The organism is Cryobacterium glaciale, assembly GCF_004402535.1.
Classification (GTDB): domain Bacteria; phylum Actinomycetota; class Actinomycetes; order Actinomycetales; family Microbacteriaceae; genus Cryobacterium; species Cryobacterium glaciale.
Genome location: NZ_SOEY01000026.1, coordinates 73,043 through 91,475 on the forward strand (window position 1 = coordinate 73,043; position 18,433 = coordinate 91,475).

Here is an 18,433-nt window from a genome sequence, read left to right on the forward strand (position 1 = left end):
TGATCCACTATTCATCGGTCCCGCTGAACCTACATTCAGGATTCCCAGCTGGCCATGCGATACCGTGAGAGTTGACATGGGCAGTCCACTCTTGGGCTGAGAACAAAGCAGAAGGTAACATGACGCTGGTTCGCGCGGTACGACGGATAGTCGCACCCGTCTCTCTGTCGCCTTTCGTTTCGCTGCTGGCTCTTGCCGCCCTGCTTTTTGCTGTTTTCGCGTTCCATTCCGAGGCCACTGGGCATGCCATGCAAGCGTTTCCCGCTGCGTCGGCAACGGCCAGCCAACAGGCAAACGTTATGGGCGTGGCGGCTGTCGCCGCCACATCCGTTGTTGATGCGATCGCCTCCGGCAGCCGTGATGGAACGCTCGATTGCGCGCTGTTCGTGATGACGTGCATGCTGCTGCTCACCCTCGTCATCATACTTTTCGTGACTCGGCTTCCGGCCATGCGTCGGCGTCTGCTCGATACCGGTGGCGTCACTCTGGGATCATGGCGCAGCGTTGGCTTACCGATTCACCGTCCCAGCCTCACCCTTCTGTCGATCAGTCGCGTTTAGACCGTTATGGAGTTCCGAGCCAGTACCTGGCAGTGGAACTTTGCCTCGCCATCGGCCGCATTGCCGCTCCGCCGTAATGCCGCCATGTCGCTCATCTGAGCTGGTCAAGACTTCGGCGTCCCGATTATCGATTGAAGGAAACATAATGAACTCATCTCTTACGCGTCGCACATTTCTCGGCGCCTCCCTGGCCACAGCGGCCACAGCAGCACTGGCATCCTGCTCACCATCACCGGCGGCGAAGACGGTCGATCGCATCCTGCCAACGGATCGGCTGGTTTCACAGTACGAAGATTCTCGCTCCTCGAACGGAACAACGGTCACGCAGAAGCTCAGCGCCGGGGTGTTCGACACGACCGTCGCTGGCATCGCATTGAGCACCTGGGGATACAACGGAGCGGTCAACGGGCCCGTTATCCGCGCGAAGACCGGGGATACGCTCAACGCCCAGGTCGCCAATGCGCTCGCGGAATCGACGAGTGTGCACTGGCACGGTTTGGCTTTGCGCAATGACGCCGATGGGGTGCCGGTTGTGACCCAACCGGCGATCAAACCGGGCGCCAACTTTGACTATACGTTTCGACTTAACCACCCCGGTACCTATTGGTATCACTCGCACGTCGATATGCAACGCGAACGTGGCCTCTCGGGCGCGCTCATCATCGAGGACCCGCGAGAGCCTCTGCTGTACGACCAGGAATGGGTCATCATGCTCGACGACTGGCTCGACGGCATCACCGGCACCCCCGAAGACGCTCTCGACGAACTATCCATGGGTATGGACATGTCCGGCATGGATATGCCCATGACCCACATGCTCATGGGCGCCAGCAGCACGTACCTGGGTGGCGACGCCGGGGATGTACGCATTCCCGCCCACCTCTTCAATGGAAAGGCCACGCAGGATGCGGAGGTATTCCAGAGCCGACCGGGCAACCGCATACGTTTGCGGATCATTAACGCGGCCGGAGACACCGCCTACCGGGTGGGTGTGCCGGGCCAGAAGATAACCCTGACGCACACGGACGGGTTCCCGGTGCAACACGAGGATGTCGACGCGGTCGTGCTCGGCATGGGCGAACGCATCGATGCGATCCTCACCGTTCAGGACGGATACACGCCGCTTCTGGCCATCCCCGAGGGGAAGGACGGCCGCGCCTACGGCATCATCAGCACCGGTAGCGGCACCGCCCCAGACGCCGCCACACTTCCGTCAACCCTGGACGGCACAGTCACCGACGGAGGGCGTCTCACCGCAGACGAATCCGTTCTCCTCACCGCCACGAAACCCGACCGCATCCACACCATGCGTCTAACCGGCAGCATGGGAAAGTATGACTGGAGCATCAATGGGCGACGCTTCGACATGAAGAAACCGTTCGCGGGCGCCTTTGATATCAGTCTGGATGAACGCGTCCAGGTCAAGATGGTGAATGACACCAGCATGTGGCACCCCATGCACTTGCACGGACACAGCTTCCAACTGAGCAACAACGGCGCACGCAAAGACACCGTAATCGTTCGCCCGAAAGAAACCGTCACGTTTGAATTTGACGCCGACAACCCCGGACAGTGGATCGCCCACTGCCACAACGCGTACCACGCCGAACGCGGAATGATCGGACTGTTCTCCTACGTGAGATAGGGCACGGGCTGCTCCATCCCCAGGTCGGCCTCCTCGCCCTGAAGTCTGCATTCAAGAAAATCGCCAGCCGCGTCAGTCGACTCGGTTCGCCAAGCCGATGTCGTCTCCGCTCGAGGCATCGGTTTGGTGTGCGGTGCCGCGATCGGGGCGGAGCATAATGCCGGCCAGTGCCGCGGCGAACACCGCGATGCCCGCGTTCACCACGAGCGCCGTCGAGAAACCCTGGACGAACGCCGCGTGATGAGCCTGATCAAATCCTCTCTCGAAGGCGGCACTCGGGCCAAATGACGTGAGAATCGCTCCCATCATGGCGATTCCTAACGCCAGACCGGCGGCTTGGAAGGTGGAGAAGATCCCTGCAGCGACACCGTAACTCGACCCGTCCGCGGCCCCCAGAGCAGCTGTCGTGGTGGGGGTCCTGGCCAACGCGATTCCGAAGCCGGCCAGTGCCAGCCACAGCATCACGGTCGTGAGGTTTGCGTCGAGTCCCAAAGTCGAGAGGCCCAGCAGCGCGGCTGCGAGCAACAGCATTCCGACGACGATAAGCGCTCGGACGCCCAGCCGATCGGCCATGCGGCCGGCCAGCGGAGCGACCACGACGATGGTGACGGTCAGGGGCAACAGGCTCGCGCCCGACACAAGAGCCGAGTAACCGAGCACCGTTTGCAAGTACAGTGCCAGGAAAAAGAAGAGACTGCACATTACTGCCGTGGCCAGTAGTGTCACCAGATTCGCAGCCGTGAAGGAGCGGTTATGAAAGAGAGAGAGGTTGACCAGCGGCTCTGGAGTTCGTCTCTCGTGCCACACGAACAGTCCAAGAGCTACCAGGGTCACCACGCTCAGACCAATCACCAGAGCGGATGCCCAACCGGCCGCGTTCCCCTGATTGAGCAGAAGGATCAGGCTGAGGAGCCCGGTGGCCGAAAGGCACACGCCCACGAGATCCAGCCGCATCCGAAGAGCGGGAGGGTTTGACTTCGGAAGCAGGAAGCTCGCAGCCAGCCATGCGAGGACGCCCACGGGAACATTCACCAGGAAGATCCATGGCCAGCCCAGCGAGTCGTTGATGATCGCGCCGATGAGGGGTCCAATTCCCAACGCACTAGCCGATACGCCAGCCCACACTCCTAATGCCGCGCCGCGCCGCTCAGCCGGGAAAGTGATGGCGATAAGTGCCAGCGCCGCGGGTGCGACGAGTGCGGCCCCGAGCCCCTGCACTGCCCGCGACGAGATCAGCACGCCGGCGTTCGGGGCGAGCCCGGAAACCAGGGACCCGACAATGAAGATCCCGAGACCGATCAGGAAAATGCCCCGAGCACCGTTCCGGTCAGCGAGACGCCCGCCGAGCAAAGTAAAGGCTGCGATGGTGAGCGTATAGGCGTTGACAACCCACTCCAGGCCGTCGAATCCCAAACCCAACTGCCTCTGAATGGATGGAAGTGCCACGGAAACCGCGGTGTCCTCCAGCAACAGCAAGAAGGTGACCAGTGTCAGGCCGAACAGTACCCCCCAGCGCGAGCGGGCAGAGACAAGTTGCCGCCCGGGTAGGACCGGCGAGTGGTCCGGCTCCGATTCGGGCCGCGAGTCGCGATCGGGTCGACGGTGGAGTGACACCTCCCGTTGCTTACGCTTCATACGCGACACCCGTCGCCATCCCACGTTCCCGTGTCGCGAGCGAAGCAGAAGACATCTCGGTGTTGGGAAATGTGCGCCTCCCGATCCGATACGCATCAAGCCGTTTTTCGTCCATGTGACCCTGATCTCTCCTCTGTGAACAGACGCGTGAGCTGGTGCGTCGTAGATTACCTGCCCGGCATTCCGACATGTCGGTTCGTGTCATCGCCCTCGTCTGCGCTGGGATGTCCAGGCCAAATAGGCGCTCAGGACGCTGGCGGCACCGACCCCGACTGACATCCAGGGCATCTTCCGGGAGCGCCATCTTCGGTCTCCTGCCGCCAGCTCCCCAATGCCGTTGATAAACGCGGCGACGATCATTCCGGCGACGAGGCGGTTGCCGATGCGTTCCACGCGACCGACCAGGGGCTCCAGCTCCGCGGCGCGGAGATGAACTTCGATTCCAGCTGTGTCGATCAGGTCGACGAAGCGGCGCAGCTTCTCGGGCAGGTCAACAATCAGATGGGCCGCGTCACTGGAGGCTCGGGCAAGTTTCCCTGCGATCGCCGAGAGCGAGAGCTGGTCGCGCACCAGTCGACGCGTATAGGGTTTGAGAACTTCGCCGAGGTTGAATCCTGGGTCCAGCTCGACTCCCATGCCTTCGGTCATGAGGAGCACCTTGAGCACCATGACCATCTCCCGCGGGAGCTGCAAATGGTACGTCCGCAAGATTGACAGCATGTGGGTAATGAGTTTCGGAATGTCGATCTGATCGAGGCTACGGTCGGCATAGAGCTCTACGAAGCGGTTGAGATCCTCTCGGAGCGTATCCCTGTCGACGGACTGTGTCACAACTGAGAGATCCAGCAGTGCCGCACCGATCGCATCCGCGTCTTTACCGGCAAGGGCGACAAGGAGGATACTGAGCTGGTCCCGGAGCCGATTGCTGACCTCGCCGACCATGCCAAAGTCGATCAGTCCGATCCGCTCGTCAGACTGTACGAACAGGTTCCCTGGGTGGGGGTCGGCATGGAAGAAGCCGTCCTCGAAAATCATTTTGAGGATAATATCGGCACCTCGCCGGGCAATTTTTGGACGATCAATCCCGGCCAAGCTGAGGGAGGCTATGTCGGTGACCTTCCACCCCGTCATCTCATCTAGTGTCAAGACACGGGAGGTGGTGGTGTCCCAGTAGATCTTCGGAATCTGGACGTCCTGGCTGCCATCGAAGTTCTCCGCGAAGCGCTCGGCGTTGCGCCCTTCGCGGAGATAGTCGAGTTCGCCGCGCAACGATTCAGTGAACTCATCGACCAAGCCAATGAGATTGTAATCGGACGCGGCGACCCATCGACGACTTGCGTGCGCCGCAAGGTTCTGCATAATCTGAAGGTCCACATCGATCTGCTCCACCACGCCCGGCCGTCGTACTTTCACGACCACCCGGGTGCCGTCATGGAGAGTGGCGCGGTGCGCTTGTCCGATAGAAGCGGATGCCAGCGGCACCGATTCAAAGAAACGGTAGATCTCCTCGGCCTCCGCTCCGAGTTCCTGACGGATGATCTCCATGATCGCGCCTTCCGCCACTGGCGGCGCGGCGTCTTGAAGCTTGGCCAACTCGGTGACGAAGTCCGGCGGAAGTATGTCCGATCTAGTGGAGAGGAGCTGGCCAAGCTTGATGAAGGTGGGACCGAGCTCCTCGAAGGCCAGTCGGAGATGTTCCGGCTCGGTGTATGGTTCCTCACGTCGTTCGTGCCCGAGCGCACCGTGGTGGAGGGGTACCCACCGCTCGATCCCCATGACGCTCACTGCGAATCCGAGGCCGTGACGAACCAGCGTTTCAGCGATTTCCTCGTAGCGGTTGATGTGAGTCTTCATGTCCTGAGCTCCTGTCGATGTGTGTCCGGGCAGGGAATTTAGCGCAACTGCCCGCTGTGATTTCGTTCACCGGTTCGCGGCTGCAGGGAGTGCTCACGGCCATCCCGACTTGCTCGTCGCTGACGTCGACGGGCGAGGTGCAGCAAATTACGGGGCCTTCATGGTTTCTCCTCCTCCGTCTGTTGCGCACTCGGTGCGCTGCCGTGTTGGTCCTCCGTGTGTTGCGCACTCGGTGCGCTGCCGTGTTGGTGGCCACGGTGCCCGAACAGGTGCATGCCGGCCACGAGGACGATGCCGATATAGGGCAGCGCCGTCGGCAGGTGTGCCCAGTGTTCGGTGATCGCGTAGAGAACCAGGCCGAGAACGGCCAGGACGATGATGACCCAACCGTAGAGGGGGAATCCGTTTCGCCCACTCCGAGATCCGGCCATTCCCGCGTTGCCGTGATCGTGCTGCGTCATCACAGCCGGCTCCCTGACGTCTGGGGCATTTTCAGGAAATCCTTGCGCATTCCGAACGTCGCATCAGTGATCGCCATCGACGTCGCCGCGTCGGCTGCCGTACCCATCAGCGCCCGGATGGCGTCGATGGTTTCGGGTATCACGATGGCTTCGTTGTACACCTGGTAGGTGAGATAGGCCTCATCACCCTGCACGGTGACCAGGTCTTCCCAAACGGCAACTTCCCACATGTCGCCGCGCGGGCGGCCCAGGTCCCGCATCAGTTCGATGGTCGAGTTGAGTGCGACCAGCCCGTCGGACATACGGATGAACGCTATGCGCGGTGCCGCTCGGAGCGCATCGAGAACGTCCTCCCTGCTGGCCGGCCGGGTTAGCTGCAGCGTCCAGTAGTGGTTGTGGGTCTGGGTGTGGGCGCCTTTTGCCGCGATGGTGACCAAATCGAGGTCGGGCAGGATCGTCTGCGCGTCAGGGCCCTGGTGTGATGGGATGGTCGGTTCTGGGACCATCGTGTTCATGATTCCCCCGAGGTGCGATTCCCAGGGGTCGGTTGCCCGGCGGATCAGAACACCTCGCGCGCGGAGCAGTAGTCCGGCGTCTTGGAGAGCGCCGAGTACCCGGACGATGCTGGTGGTGTTGCAGGAGACGACCCGGGTACTGTCCCGCCCGAGTGCCGTGGCGTAGTTTGCCTGGGCGACGAAGGAATGTCCCGTCGTCGTGTGGGATTCTCCGCCCTGCAACACGACCTTGATACCGGCTTCCCGATAGCGGGCGAAATTGCCGGCGGCAACGTATTTGGGAGTGGTGTCGATGACGATGTCCGACTGTTCCAGCAGCTGGTCGAGGGTTCCATTCACAGGGATTCCGACCGATCGCATGGAATCCAAGGCCTCGTCTGTGGCAGCGAAGATCGGGAGTCGTTGTGCGGCTGCTTGGATCCGCCAGTCTGTGGCGACGTCGGCGATACCGCTCAACTCCATGTCAGGCTGCAGCAGGACGGCGTCGGCTACTCGCTTGCCGATGACACCGTAACCGTTGACAGCCACGCGGATGTGGTTCATGTGCTCTGCTTTCTTTGGACGGATGGGACGGATGGGACGGATGGAGGAACGGCAGGCGCGATGTCGGGGCCGGGTGGTTCGAGGGCGATCACCAGTGTTTCGCCAGGCCCGATCGTTTTCTTCATGTTCTCAACGCAGACGTTGATCGGCTGGGCTGAACAGGAGTGGAGACGAAGCCGAACATGGTTTCGGGTGATGTCGACGCTGATCGGCTGCTCCCGATAGAGCAACTGGAATGATGCCGCCGGCAGGTCCGCTGGGAGCACCGGGTGCAGCCACAGCGCATCCTCTCGTGTTTCCACGCCGCCAAAGCAGCGCACGACCATGTCGGCGGTCCCGGCCATCGCTCCGAGATGAACGCCCTCGCGGGTGGTTCCGCCCTGCGTGTCAGACAGGTCACTTTCCAGCGCCTGGGTGAACAGCAGCCATGACGCCGGCCGATCGCTCCGGGCCAGTACCCAGCTGTGGGCCAGCCGACTGAGGGTGGAGCCGTGACTGGTTCGGGACAGGTAGAAGTCGACCGTGCGCGGTATCAGATCGGCCGGGAGGGCGTAGCCGAGTCGATCGAAAACCGCCCGGAGTTCCTCAGCGGACAACAGGTAGAACAGCATTAGGACGTCTGCCTGCTTCGACAAGCGGTACTTGTTGGTACTGTCACCTTCGGCCTGGAGAATGAGGTCTAGACGACCGATATTGCCGTAGCGGAGCCGGTAGGAGCTCCAGTCGAATTCTTGAAGCTGCTCGTAACCCTCGAACTGACTGATGATGCCGTCGGCATGGAACGGCACCCGCAGTCTTCGACTGACCCGGTCCCACTGAATCGGCTCCTCGACGCCGAGCTCCAGCCGCTGCCGCAGCGAATCGAGATCGTGACCGGTCAGCAGACCCACCGCGTCGCCGACTCGTGCCAGCACCCAGGATGCCAGCACGTTGGTATACGCATTGTTGCGCAGGCCCTGGCCCGGGGCATCCGGGTAACCGTCATGGAACTCGTCGGGGCCCATCACGCCGGCAATGTCGAATCTGTCGGCGGCGCGGTCATAGCTGGCGAGGCTGGTGAACAGGCGTGCTACCTCGACCAGGATCTCAGCCCCGTACCGGGCGAGGAATTCCCTATCCCCCGTGGCTTGGTAGTACTGCCAGACGCTGTAGGCAACAGCGAGGCCGACGTGGCGTTGTCGATGTGAATTGTCGGGCATCCACTGGCCGGTCCGCACATTAAACAGCTCCGTCGGGGTCTCCTCGCGCCCATCGCTGCCGCTCTGCCAGGGAAACATCGCCCCCGCCAGGCCAGCCATGCGCGCCGCGGCCCGTGCCTCGTCCAGTCGTCGGTAGCGATACTGCAGCAGGGCCCGGGTCAGGTCGGGCCGGCGCAGGGTCATCGTCGGATAGACGAAGAGTTCATCCCAGAAAATGTGACCACGGTAGCCCTCACCGTGCAGGCCTCGCGCGGGCACTCCGGCATCCAGGTCCGGGTTGGCGTGGGCGAGGGTCTGCAGCACATGGAAGACGTTCAGGTTCAGTGCCAGGGACTGCCGCTCACCGGACTGGAGGTGAACGCCGAACCGCTCCCACAGCTCTTCCCAGGCTTCAAGATGGCTCTCCAACAGCTCCTCGAAACCCGGTGCGCGCCGGATTCTCTTCTGCACGTCCAGGACGGCCGTGGACACTGCCCGGTCCCGGGACGTCGCCACGGCAGCGACTTTCTCGATGACAACCGGCCGGGCGCGCTCAAGAGTGAGGGTGATGGAGTGTCCGATATATCCGGCGTCATCGACCAGCCGACGATTCCGGCCGAGCTCACCGGCACCGTCTCGAAGCCGGGTGCGCGACGCGGTTGCGATGGTCACCGCAGACTGGTTCGTGACCGACTCCAACAGCACCGTTTCGGGGTCTGATTCGCTGGCAGTGACGGGCAGGAGGTGCTCGTGAGCCAGCGCGCTGTCCGCTGCGACGTTGCGGTTCGCCACCTTCCCGTCGATCCCCGAACCGACGATGATGTCCCCCGACCAGTCCTCCGCCTCCACCGTAATCTCCAGGGCGGCCAGATGCGGATGCGACTGCGACTGGAACTGCCGAGAACTCACACGGGTCGTCCGTCCGGCGGCATCCCGGTACCGGTTCGTTCGGGTCAGCACCCCCCGTCGCAGGTCGAGCTCCTGGCTGTGGCTGATCATCTCCCCCGATCCGGGACGGAACACCGGCCCGTCCTCGGCCTGGACAGTGAGGAACGCCCAGTTGGGGGCATTGACCATGTGTTCGGTTTCGACCGCGCGTCCTCCTACAGCGGAACTGAGCCGGTTGTAGACCCCGGCCAGGTAGGTGCCGGGGTAGTGCACGCCGTCGCTGACGCTGCCGAGAACCGCGCCGCGCGTCGCCCAGTATCCGTTGCCCAGGGTGCACAATGCCTCTCGGGTTTGCTCCTGATCGGGGTCGAACCGGTCATAGCCGAGAAGCCAGCTGTCTTCCGCGTTGGCGGCGCCCCCGCACCAGGTCGCGGAGTCCCGGCTGCGCAGTCTGGTTCCGAAATCGTCCAGCGCGGTCAGATCGGCGACCACGACGTCCGCTCCGGCCTGGAGCAGACTTTCCCCGTTCGAGGCACGGTCCACTCCCACGACGAACCCGAATCCGCCGGCCGCGCCGGCACGCACCCCGGCGGTTGCGTCCTCGACGACCACGGCATCCGCCGGATCGATGTCGAGGCGGCGCGCCGCCTCGAGGAACATGGCCGGGTCGGGTTTACCGGGGAGCGACAGGGCCACCGCGTCGGTGCCGTCGACACGCACGTCGAACAGCCCGCCAATGCCAGCCGCGTCCAGTATGGCGGCGCTGTTCCTACTGGAGGTGACCAGAGCGATCAACATGTTCTCCGAGCGCAGCTCGCGGACGAGGTGGACCGCGTCGGGGAAGACATGAACCCCCTGGTGGGAGAGCTCCCGCTCGAAAAGTGCTTGTTTTCGCAAGGCCAGACCATTGACGGTCAACTGCTCGGAGCCGTCGGACACTGTTCCCTCGGGCAGTTCGATGTCCCGAGTTGCCAGGAACGCCCGTATCCCGTCTTCCCGGGTACGCCCGTCGACGTAACGGCGGTAATCGTCACCGGCATCGAACGGCACCTGTGGCAGCGTGGACAGCGCGGACAGCACCTCATCGAAGAGTGCTTTCCACGCTGCGGCATGCACGCTGGCCGTGTCGGTGACAACGCCGTCCATATCGAATATCACCGCACGGTACCCGGAGTGGTGGCCCGACCGGTGGCCCACAGTGGGCAGGTTCTGCAGTGTCGGCATGGGAGCTACGCTCCTCCGTGTGGCCAGGTCCATCCGCTGATGGCCGGGTCGTCCTCGCCGTGAGCGCGGGTATACGCCCGCGCGCGCAGCCGTTCATCGCTCATCCGCTGTCGCAACGGTGCCGCTCCCGCTCCCAGCGCCGGCACCTGGTCGATCACATCCATGACCAGATGGAACCGGTCGAGGTCGTTCAGCATGACGACGTCGAACGGGGTCGTCGTGGTCCCTTCCTCCTTGAAACCCCGCACGTGGATGTTGGAGTGGTTCCGGCGCCGATAGGTCAGTCGGTGGATGAGCGTCGGATAGCCGTGGAAGGCGAAAACCACCGGCTGCGAGGGCGTGAAGATCGCGTCGAACTGTGCGTCGGAAAGTCCGTGCGGATGCTCCGTGTCGGGTTGCAACCGCATCAGGTCCACAACGTTCACGACCCGCACCTTCAACTGCGGAAGATGCTGCCGAAGCAGATCCACGGCGGCGAGCGTTTCCAACGTGGGAACATCCCCAGCGCACGCCATGACGACATCCGGGAGCCCACTGGCGCTCTCCGCCAGCGCTCCACCCGCATGCGCTTCGGTTTCGTTGCCGGCCCATTCCCAGATTCCCAGACCCCGGGTGCAATGGAGTACGGCGTCGTCCATGCTGAGGTAGGACAGCGCGGGCTGCTTGCCCGCCACGATGAGGTTGATGTAGTCGCGGCTCTGCAGGCAGTGGTCGGCGACGGACAGCAGTGTGTTCGCATCCGGCGGAAGATAGATCCTGATGACTCCGGCCTTCTTGTTGACCAGATGATCGATGAAACCCGGATCCTGATGCGAGAACCCGTTGTGGTCCTGGCGCCAGACGTGAGAGGTGAGCAGATAGTTCAATGAGGCGATGGGGCGGCGCCACGGGATTTCACCGGTGACCTTGAGCCATTTCGCATGCTGGTTGACCATTGAGTCGATGATGTGGATGAACGCTTCGTAGCAGGAGAACATGCCGTGGCGGCCGGTGAGGAGATACCCTTCCAGCCAGCCCTGGCAGAGGTGCTCGGACAGGACCTCCATCACGCGCCCCGACCGGCCGAGGTGTTCGTCGGTGGGGAGGATTTGGCCCTGCCAGACCCGGTCGGTGCCTTCGAATACTGCGCCCAGCCGGTTACTGGCCGTCTCATCTGGTCCCATGAGCCGGAAGTTATGCGGGTTGTCCCGGATGATATCGCGCAAGAACTCTCCCAGGACGCGGGTCGCTTCGCTCAGTACCGTTCCGGGTTGGTCGACCGGGACGGCGTAGTTGCGGAAGTCCGGCAGATGCAGCGATTCAAGCAGCAACCCCCTATTCGCCACCGGATTCGCGCTCATCCGGCGGACACCGGCCGGTGCCAGCGCCGCCAGTTCCGGTCGCAGCCGTCCCTGCTCGTCGAACAGTTCGTCCGGACGGTAGGAACGCAGCCACTGTTCCAACTGGCGCAGGTGCTCGGGGTTCTCCCGAATGCCCGACAACGGCACCTGGTGCGATCGCCAGGTGCCCTCGGTCTGCAGGCCATCCACTTCCCGGGGACCGGTCCACCCCTTCGGAGTGCGAAGCACGATCATCGGCCATCGCGGGCGGTCTGTCACGTCGCCGGTCCGCGCGTCGTTCTGGATGCGTGCGATCTCGGTCACGACGTCGTCCAGAACCGCGGCGAATTGTTGGTGAACCGATTCCGGATCGTCGCCTTCGACGTAGTACGGCCGGTGGCCGTATCCCTCCAGGAGACTGTTGAGCTCCTCCCGGGGGATGCGCGCCAGAATGGTGGGATTGGCGATCTTGTAACCGTTGAGATGCAGGATCGGCAGCACCGCACCGTCCGCGATGGGGTCGAGGAATTTATTGGAGTGCCAGCTGGCAGCCATCGGGCCGGTCTCGGCTTCGCCGTCGCCGATGACGCAGGCGACCAGGAGGTCGGGATTGTCGAATGCCGCGCCGTAGGCATGCATCAGGGCATAACCCAACTCGCCGCCTTCGTTGATGGAACCGGGAGTCTCCGGCGCGACGTGGCTGGGAATTCCGCCGGGAAAGGAGAATTGCCGAAACAGCCGCCTCAGGCCATCGGTGTCCTGCCCGATGTGCGGATAGACCTCGCTGTAGGTCCCGTCGAGGTAGGCGTTGGCGACCAGTCCAGGGCCCCCGTGACCGGGCCCGGTGACATAGATTGCGTTCAGGTCCCGCGCGGTGACGACCCGATTCAGGTGTGCGTAGATCAGGTTGAGTCCGGGTGTCGTGCCCCAGTGACCCAGCAACCGCGGCTTGACGTGGTCGAGCGTCAACGGCTCCCGGAGGAGCGGGTTGTCGAGCAGGTAGATCTGGCCGACCGAGAGATAATTCGCGGCGCGCCACCAGGCGTTGATGAGATCCAGCTCCGTGACACTGAGCGGGAGCCTGGCCGGGGCGGCAGCGTGGTGGTCCAGTGCGGTCATGGGTGATTCCTCCGGCGGCTGGGGTGAACGGCGTTCACGGGGTTAATCGGTGATAAAAATGGTCGGCGAGGGAGCATGCGTTGCGTGCATCGTTCAGCCCACGTCGCCGGACGAGCCCGAAGCGGGCACCGGGACCGGTGCCACCTTTGCCGCGGCGGTCGGGGCCGCCTGGTCCGGAAGCCGGAGCCGTTTGAGCATGAGGGCGTTGACGGCGACGATCAGGCTCGACCCGGCCATGGAGATGGCTGCAATCTCCGGGCTGAGTCTCAACCCGAGCGGCACGAAGATTCCGGCCGCGATCGGCAGCGCGATGACGTTGTAGCCCACAGCCCAGCCCAGGTTTTGCCGCTCTTTCCGGACCGTGCCTTTTCCAATTCGCAGTGCCACCGGGACGTCGAGCGGATCGGAACGCATCAGGACGACATCGGCCGTGTCGATGGCGACATCCGTTCCCGCGCCGATCGCGATGCCCAGGTCGGCTTGCGCGAGCGCCGGGGCGTCGTTGACGCCATCCCCCACCATGGCGACTTTCTTGCCTGCCTTCTGAAGCTCGGCGATCTTGTCCGACTTGTCGCCCGGCATCACCTCGGCGATGATCGTCTCGATCCCGAGTTGGCCTGCAATCCGTTTGGCGGTGGCTTCGTTGTCCCCCGTCAGCATCACGACCTCGATGCCGGACTCGTGCAGCGCTGCGACGGCGGCGGCGGCGGTATCACGGACCGCATCGGCTAGGGCGATCACCGCGGCGGCCCGTCCGTCCACGGCAGCGAGCACGGCCGTACGGCCGGTCGCGGCCAACTGGTCGCGGCGGGCGGCGAGAGGTCCTAGTTCGATTCCCTCCTGGCTCATGAGCTTGAGGTTTCCGACCAGGACCCGGCGTCCCTCTACCCGGGCACCGGCGCCCTTGCCGGGGACGTTCAGGAAGTCGCTCGCCGCATACCTCGCTGCACCGCTCTCCTCCGCATGTCTGACGACGGCACCAGCGAGAGGATGCTCTGACTCGCGTTCCACAGCGGCGACGAGCGCAAGCAGTTCTGTCTCCTCGATTCCCTCGACGACCACGTCGGTCACTTCTGGTTCGCCCTTGGTCAGCGTTCCGGTCTTGTCCATCACCACCGTGTCGATGCGCGCGGAGGTCTCTATGGCGGTCGCGTTCTTGAACAGGACACCGCGCTTGGCGCCGAGCCCTGTGCCGACCATGATTGCCGTCGGTGTAGCCAGCCCGAGGGCATCCGGACAAGTGATAACGACGACCGTGATGGCGAACAACAGCGCCGTCGGTACGCCCACGCCGATGAAGAACCAGGTCAGGAACGTCGCGGTTCCACCGAGCAGCGCGACGAGGACAAGCCATGACGCTGCCCGATCCGCGAGTCGCTGACCGGGTGCCTTGGAGTTCTGTGCCGCCTGGACGAGAGCGACGATCTGAGCTAGTGCCGTCTCGGCGCCCACCTTCGTCGCACGTACCCGCATGGTGCCCGTGGTATTGAGTGTGGCTCCAACAACGTTGGAACCGACCGACTTCTCGACCGGTAGGCTTTCCCCGGTCACCATCGACTCATCGACATCGGATTGGCCGTCTTCCACAATTCCGTCGACGGGAATCTTGGACCCTGGACGGATGAGCAGCAGGTCCCCCGACTGCACGTCGCCGGTTGGAACTTCGACCGGTTCTCCATCTCGGATCACCAGCGCGACCGACGGGGCCAGTTCTAGGAGGGTTCGGATGGCTTCGCTAGCGCCGCCGCGCGCCCGCATCTCCAGCCAGTGTCCGAGAAGAACGAACGACGCCAGGATGCTCGCGGCTTCATAGAACACCTCACCACCGCCGGTCAACGTGACGATCAGGCTGTAAATCCACCCTGACCCGATGGCTATGGCAACCAGCACCATCATGTCCAGGGTACGCGCCCGGAGAGCGCGGACCGCCCCGGTGAAGAAGATCCAGGACGAGTAGAACACGACAGGCAACGAGAGAATCAGAGTGAAGATGTCCTCGCGAATACCGAATGGAGTGGGCGGGCTGAATCCGAACAAGACCACTCGACCGGCCGGGGACCAGACCAGGATCGCCAGAGCAAATACCGCAGCCACGATGAACCGGTTGCGCATGTCCTTGACCATCTCGGCCATCGACTTTCCGCCATGGCCACCATGCCCCATCACATCTTGGGGCGTAGGACTCTCGCCGTGCTTGTCATGAACCGCGTGCCCCTGCGCTGCTGCATCCGCGCTGGCCGAGATGCCGATCTGTGCGCCATCCGTCTGCGCGCCAGCCATGGAACTGTGCTCTGTGTGGCTGTGCTCTGTGCTCTGGCCGGAGGCCGCGGGGTTCATCGCCGTGGCGACCAGTGCGTCATGGCCCGGATGCACTCCCAACACCATCTTCGTAGTCGACGGCTCCGCCATCGGCTCGCACATGTGCGCCGGCACTGATTGTCCCGCGCAATGAAAACCGCAGTCCTCGACCCAGCGCACGACCTCAGAAAGAGAGGTGCGGTTGGCGTCATAGGTGATGTTGGCTGTCTGCGATACCGGATTCGCGTCAATGGAGATGACCCCGGGACGCCGGGAAAGCACCTTCTCGACGACCAATTTCGAAGTTGCCCAGTGCAGGCCGCGAACTCCGACCACGACGCTTCTGCGGTCTTGCTTCATGATTCTCTCCGATTTGCTACGACTGAAACGGGTCGAGTGGGTATCTGCGTAGATGCAGGTGACACGGTGTTGTTCAGGTGGCTTCAACGCTACTTATGCGTCATTGACTGAAGAAGGGGCTTAAGACCCGGAAACGGCCCGCGACAAGCCAGCGGCGTGACGCGCCCCGATCTTCTGTATTGGGGGCGCCTCCGCGCGGTCCCGGCCAACATCGCCGACGCTGCTGCGGCCCCGTCCGACGACTCCCAAGCCTGACCTCCCTGCTCCTGGCTATTTTTTCCCGGCCACGATCGCGCCGACGATGAGCAGAATCCCTCCCATGGGATATCCGACGGCAAGATCCAACCAGCCCGCAGGTTGTCCAGGCCCGAACGCTTCAAGGTGCGCAAGCCAGTGCACGAGGGCGACGAGAACGCCCGCGAGCATAAGCACCTGCCCGATACGGACGAATCGGCGCTTACGCCAATACGCCTTCCGGGCCATTTCCTCTACGCTCAACGTCGACACCGAGACAACATCGATTGTTTTTCCACGGGGGTGCTTCATTGTGTTCTCCTATTAGGGTTGGGCGTTTAGAGGCTGTTGACCGGTGTTTTTTCGGCGAGAAGAATGATGGCGACGCCAGCCGAATTCCAGTGCATCTCGTATAGAAATAGTGGATGGCAGACGGTGTCGGCGGGACCCATGTTGGGGATGCTGGCTGCTCCGGGTCGATTTCCGGGCCACACGGTAGCGTCTTGGGCGCACCGGAGAGTACTTGGTGAAAGTAGTTACCGAGGCGTCCCAACAACTGCGCGAGCAACATCCCGGGCAGCGTCGAGGTCACGGACCCTCTGACTGATGCCGACTTTGGCTACGTTGACGTCACGCATCTCGACAGCACCCTCGCGGCCAGGGAGCGTACCCTGCGCAAATGTGACATCGGTTTCGTTCAGAGGAGCGGGCGCGCTCGTCGTCCTCGGTCTAGGTGCGACTGATGGAGAGAACGGTCAGGCTGGGCCGGTGAATGTGGAGAGGGGCTGTGTAGACGGCATCAGCCAAGCGACCACCGGCGTCGAGTGATCGGTCGTACGCAGCAGGCAAACGATTTAGTAGCACCCGGGTGGCAAGAATGAGCAGAACAACGCACACCATCGCCATGAGCGCGCAACCGAGCGTGCCGATCTTTCCCCCGATGAACGATCCGTTTACGACGTGAACTGCAGTGGTAATCGCGGCGACACCAACGGCTGCAGTGACATCGTGGCTGCCGGCCGAATCGGCATGTGTCAATGCGGTCGAGACCGCGACGCCGACCTCCTGCTCGACGCCCACCGAGTGGATGGCGAGCAAACCGAGCAGCATCGCGGCCATGGCTACCACCGCAACGATGGTTGAGCGGATGACATGCTGCTGGGGACGGTCCGCAATCGAGCTACTGTTCAGAATCATGTCACCTCCGCTTCAGATTCCGGCCGAACCAAGAGAGTCACACCGAGAACATACCCCCGTAGAGTACCTGATGAACGACGATCTCGCTTGAGCGGACCGAATCACACGACCGACGCGAGATCCCGGGCAGCTCGAGGGCGTTCGCTTGACACGACTGCGGCCCCGTCGTGCGCCGATTCACAGCTCCACCCGTGCACCACGTTTGCTGTTAGGAAATCCATTCAAGTGACTCATGAAAGGTTTCCCTACCGTCGTCATCGTCAAACACATTGGCGATCATGTGGGTGACGAAGAGCGCAAAACCGATGGCAATTTCGTTGAAAAGTTCGAAATCGAAAGGGCCGTACCAAGACGCACCGCCGGGGCTCTCTGGATCCAGGTCGAGTCGGTTGACCCTAACGTCGCCGTCCAGAGAGCATATGACGATGCGCAGTGAGCGAAATGGTGGGTTCTTGCCCATGAGGTCACCGAGAGCTTTACCCTCTTCGGCGTTAGTGGCCATGATGTGGGAGAGAAGAACAGCGGTGTCCGCCGTTCGTTCGATTGCCGCGGGAAATTTGAGATAGCTGATCCCGTCCGCGGATACTAGGTGGATAGAGTCCGGCCTAGCTGAGATTTGACGATAGGCGACGATGTCAAGAGCGGCGTTGACGAGGCCAGTGAGAACATAGCCGGCGCTCGCGCTGTCGCTGACTCCGCCATAGTCCGGCACCGTCCGGTTCCAGATCGACTGAACGGATTCCCTGGCCGTAGGGATATCTGCCCGCGGGTGAGCAGTTCGTTCCGATACCAGATCGTCATTGTGGAGCTTGTCGACTTTCATGAGAGTAATCCTTTTGGCTTTTCCATCTCCGACAACATGCTGCCGCGAAGTCGTCATTCATGCTCGCTGGTTCTTTTTTCCGGCCACGATGGCCCCAACGATGAGAGCTCCCTTTCCCGCCCAGGCGAACAACCCCGTGACGGTGTGAGATGCAGGGGTCACCGCAGCGACGCCACCAGTTATTGATGCATTCGCGCTGCTGAGCACACCGGCATGTGTCGATGCAGCCGGAAGTAGGCCGCTGATCTCCCGCCCGACGTTCATCGAGTGCCCGCGAGGACGCCGAGCAACATCGCGGCCAGGGCCAGAATTGCAACGATCGTCGAGCGGGTGACATATCTGTGGGGGCGGTCCGTGATCGAACTGGCCTTCAGAATCATGTCACCTCCGCTTCAGATTCCGGTCGAATAAACGATTCACGCCGAGCCTATATCCCGTAGAGTACCCGATGGGCGGCGCTCCCACCTGAGAGAACCGGATCAACCGACCGACGCGAAATCGGCGTCCATTCAGGGGTGTTCACTCTGCACAACTGATGCGGTCTTCACTGCTGCGAACCTGCGCAGCCTGAGGCTGTTAC

At 62.7% G+C, this 18,433-nt stretch carries 12 protein-coding genes; 2 read left to right on the forward strand and 10 right to left on the reverse strand.

What is annotated here, in order from left to right:
- The first annotated feature begins 119 nt into the window (after positions 1–119).
- Together E3O06_RS12050 and E3O06_RS12055 are read left to right on the forward strand one after the other, a co-directional pair.
- Positions 120–560 (forward strand): hypothetical protein, encoded by a 441-nt coding sequence (locus E3O06_RS12050; protein ID WP_134503634.1) that lies wholly within the window; start codon positions 120–122, stop codon positions 558–560.
- A 145-nt stretch (positions 561–705) separates the two neighbouring features.
- A complete protein-coding gene (locus E3O06_RS12055; RefSeq protein ID WP_134503635.1) occupies positions 706–2,205 on the forward strand; it encodes a multicopper oxidase family protein in 1,500 nt (499 codons plus the stop codon).
- A gap of 72 nt (positions 2,206–2,277) precedes the next feature.
- On the opposite strand, the gene E3O06_RS12060 is transcribed toward E3O06_RS12055, so the two are convergent.
- The 10 genes from E3O06_RS12060 to E3O06_RS12105 form a co-directional block, all read right to left on the reverse strand.
- Positions 2,278–3,840 (reverse strand): MFS transporter, encoded by a 1,563-nt coding sequence (locus tag E3O06_RS12060; protein ID WP_166788204.1) that lies wholly within the window; start codon positions 3,838–3,840, stop codon positions 2,278–2,280.
- 201 nt (positions 3,841–4,041) lie between these two features.
- Complete coding sequence (locus tag E3O06_RS12065; protein WP_134503637.1) at positions 4,042–5,694, reverse strand: ABC1 kinase family protein; 1,653 nt, start codon at positions 5,692–5,694, stop codon at positions 4,042–4,044.
- Positions 5,695–5,852: 158 nt separating this feature from the next.
- The gene (locus E3O06_RS12070) at positions 5,853–6,155 is read right to left on the reverse strand and encodes a DUF2933 domain-containing protein (RefSeq protein ID WP_134503638.1); all 303 of its coding nucleotides are present in this window, start codon (positions 6,153–6,155) and stop codon (positions 5,853–5,855) included.
- On the reverse strand, positions 6,155–7,213 hold the full coding sequence (locus E3O06_RS12075; RefSeq protein WP_134503639.1) for a type II glyceraldehyde-3-phosphate dehydrogenase: 1,059 nt from the start codon (positions 7,211–7,213) through the stop codon (positions 6,155–6,157). Before E3O06_RS12075 ends, E3O06_RS12070 begins: the two co-directional genes overlap by 1 nt.
- Positions 7,210–10,503, reverse strand: a complete 3,294-nt coding sequence (locus E3O06_RS12080; protein WP_134503640.1) for a beta-phosphoglucomutase family hydrolase — start codon at positions 10,501–10,503, stop codon at positions 7,210–7,212. Before E3O06_RS12080 ends, E3O06_RS12075 begins: the two co-directional genes overlap by 4 nt.
- Positions 10,504–10,508: 5 nt before the next feature.
- Entirely contained in the window at positions 10,509–12,941 is a 2,433-nt protein-coding gene (locus E3O06_RS12085) for a phosphoketolase family protein (RefSeq protein ID WP_134503641.1), read from the reverse strand.
- A gap of 93 nt (positions 12,942–13,034) precedes the next feature.
- Positions 13,035–15,599, reverse strand: a complete 2,565-nt coding sequence (locus tag E3O06_RS12090) for a heavy metal translocating P-type ATPase (RefSeq protein WP_134503642.1) — start codon at positions 15,597–15,599, stop codon at positions 13,035–13,037.
- A gap of 270 nt (positions 15,600–15,869) precedes the next feature.
- Positions 15,870–16,145: a hypothetical protein gene (locus tag E3O06_RS12095; RefSeq protein WP_241980127.1), complete on the reverse strand. Its 276-nt coding sequence runs from the start codon at positions 16,143–16,145 to the stop codon at positions 15,870–15,872.
- A 417-nt stretch (positions 16,146–16,562) separates the two neighbouring features.
- Positions 16,563–17,030, reverse strand: coding sequence for a hypothetical protein (locus E3O06_RS12100; RefSeq protein WP_134503643.1), 468 nt, complete (start codon positions 17,028–17,030; stop codon positions 16,563–16,565).
- A gap of 208 nt (positions 17,031–17,238) precedes the next feature.
- Entirely contained in the window at positions 17,239–17,853 is a 615-nt protein-coding gene (locus tag E3O06_RS12105; RefSeq protein WP_134503644.1) for a hypothetical protein, read from the reverse strand.
- Positions 17,854–18,433: the final 580 nt, after the last annotated feature.

What these genes read in the sequence shown, in the direction of transcription:
- E3O06_RS12050 (WP_134503634.1), top strand. Translation starts at nt 120, where the DNA reads ATGACGCTGGTTCGCGCGGTACGACGGATAGTCGCACCCGTCTCTCTG.
- E3O06_RS12055 (WP_134503635.1), top strand. Translation starts at nt 706, where the DNA reads ATGAACTCATCTCTTACGCGTCGCACATTTCTCGGCGCCTCCCTGGCC.
- E3O06_RS12060 (WP_166788204.1), bottom strand. Translation starts at nt 3,840, where the DNA reads ATGAAGCGTAAGCAACGGGAGGTGTCACTCCACCGTCGACCCGATCGC.
- E3O06_RS12065 (WP_134503637.1), bottom strand. Translation starts at nt 5,694, where the DNA reads ATGAAGACTCACATCAACCGCTACGAGGAAATCGCTGAAACGCTGGTT.
- E3O06_RS12070 (WP_134503638.1), bottom strand. Translation starts at nt 6,155, where the DNA reads ATGACGCAGCACGATCACGGCAACGCGGGAATGGCCGGATCTCGGAGT.
- E3O06_RS12075 (WP_134503639.1), bottom strand. Translation starts at nt 7,213, where the DNA reads ATGAACCACATCCGCGTGGCTGTCAACGGTTACGGTGTCATCGGCAAG.
- E3O06_RS12080 (WP_134503640.1), bottom strand. Translation starts at nt 10,503, where the DNA reads ATGCCGACACTGCAGAACCTGCCCACTGTGGGCCACCGGTCGGGCCAC.
- E3O06_RS12085 (WP_134503641.1), bottom strand. Translation starts at nt 12,941, where the DNA reads ATGACCGCACTGGACCACCACGCTGCCGCCCCGGCCAGGCTCCCGCTC.
- E3O06_RS12090 (WP_134503642.1), bottom strand. Translation starts at nt 15,599, where the DNA reads ATGAAGCAAGACCGCAGAAGCGTCGTGGTCGGAGTTCGCGGCCTGCAC.
- E3O06_RS12095 (WP_241980127.1), bottom strand. Translation starts at nt 16,145, where the DNA reads ATGAAGCACCCCCGTGGAAAAACAATCGATGTTGTCTCGGTGTCGACG.
- E3O06_RS12100 (WP_134503643.1), bottom strand. Translation starts at nt 17,030, where the DNA reads ATGATTCTGAACAGTAGCTCGATTGCGGACCGTCCCCAGCAGCATGTC.
- E3O06_RS12105 (WP_134503644.1), bottom strand. Translation starts at nt 17,853, where the DNA reads ATGAAAGTCGACAAGCTCCACAATGACGATCTGGTATCGGAACGAACT.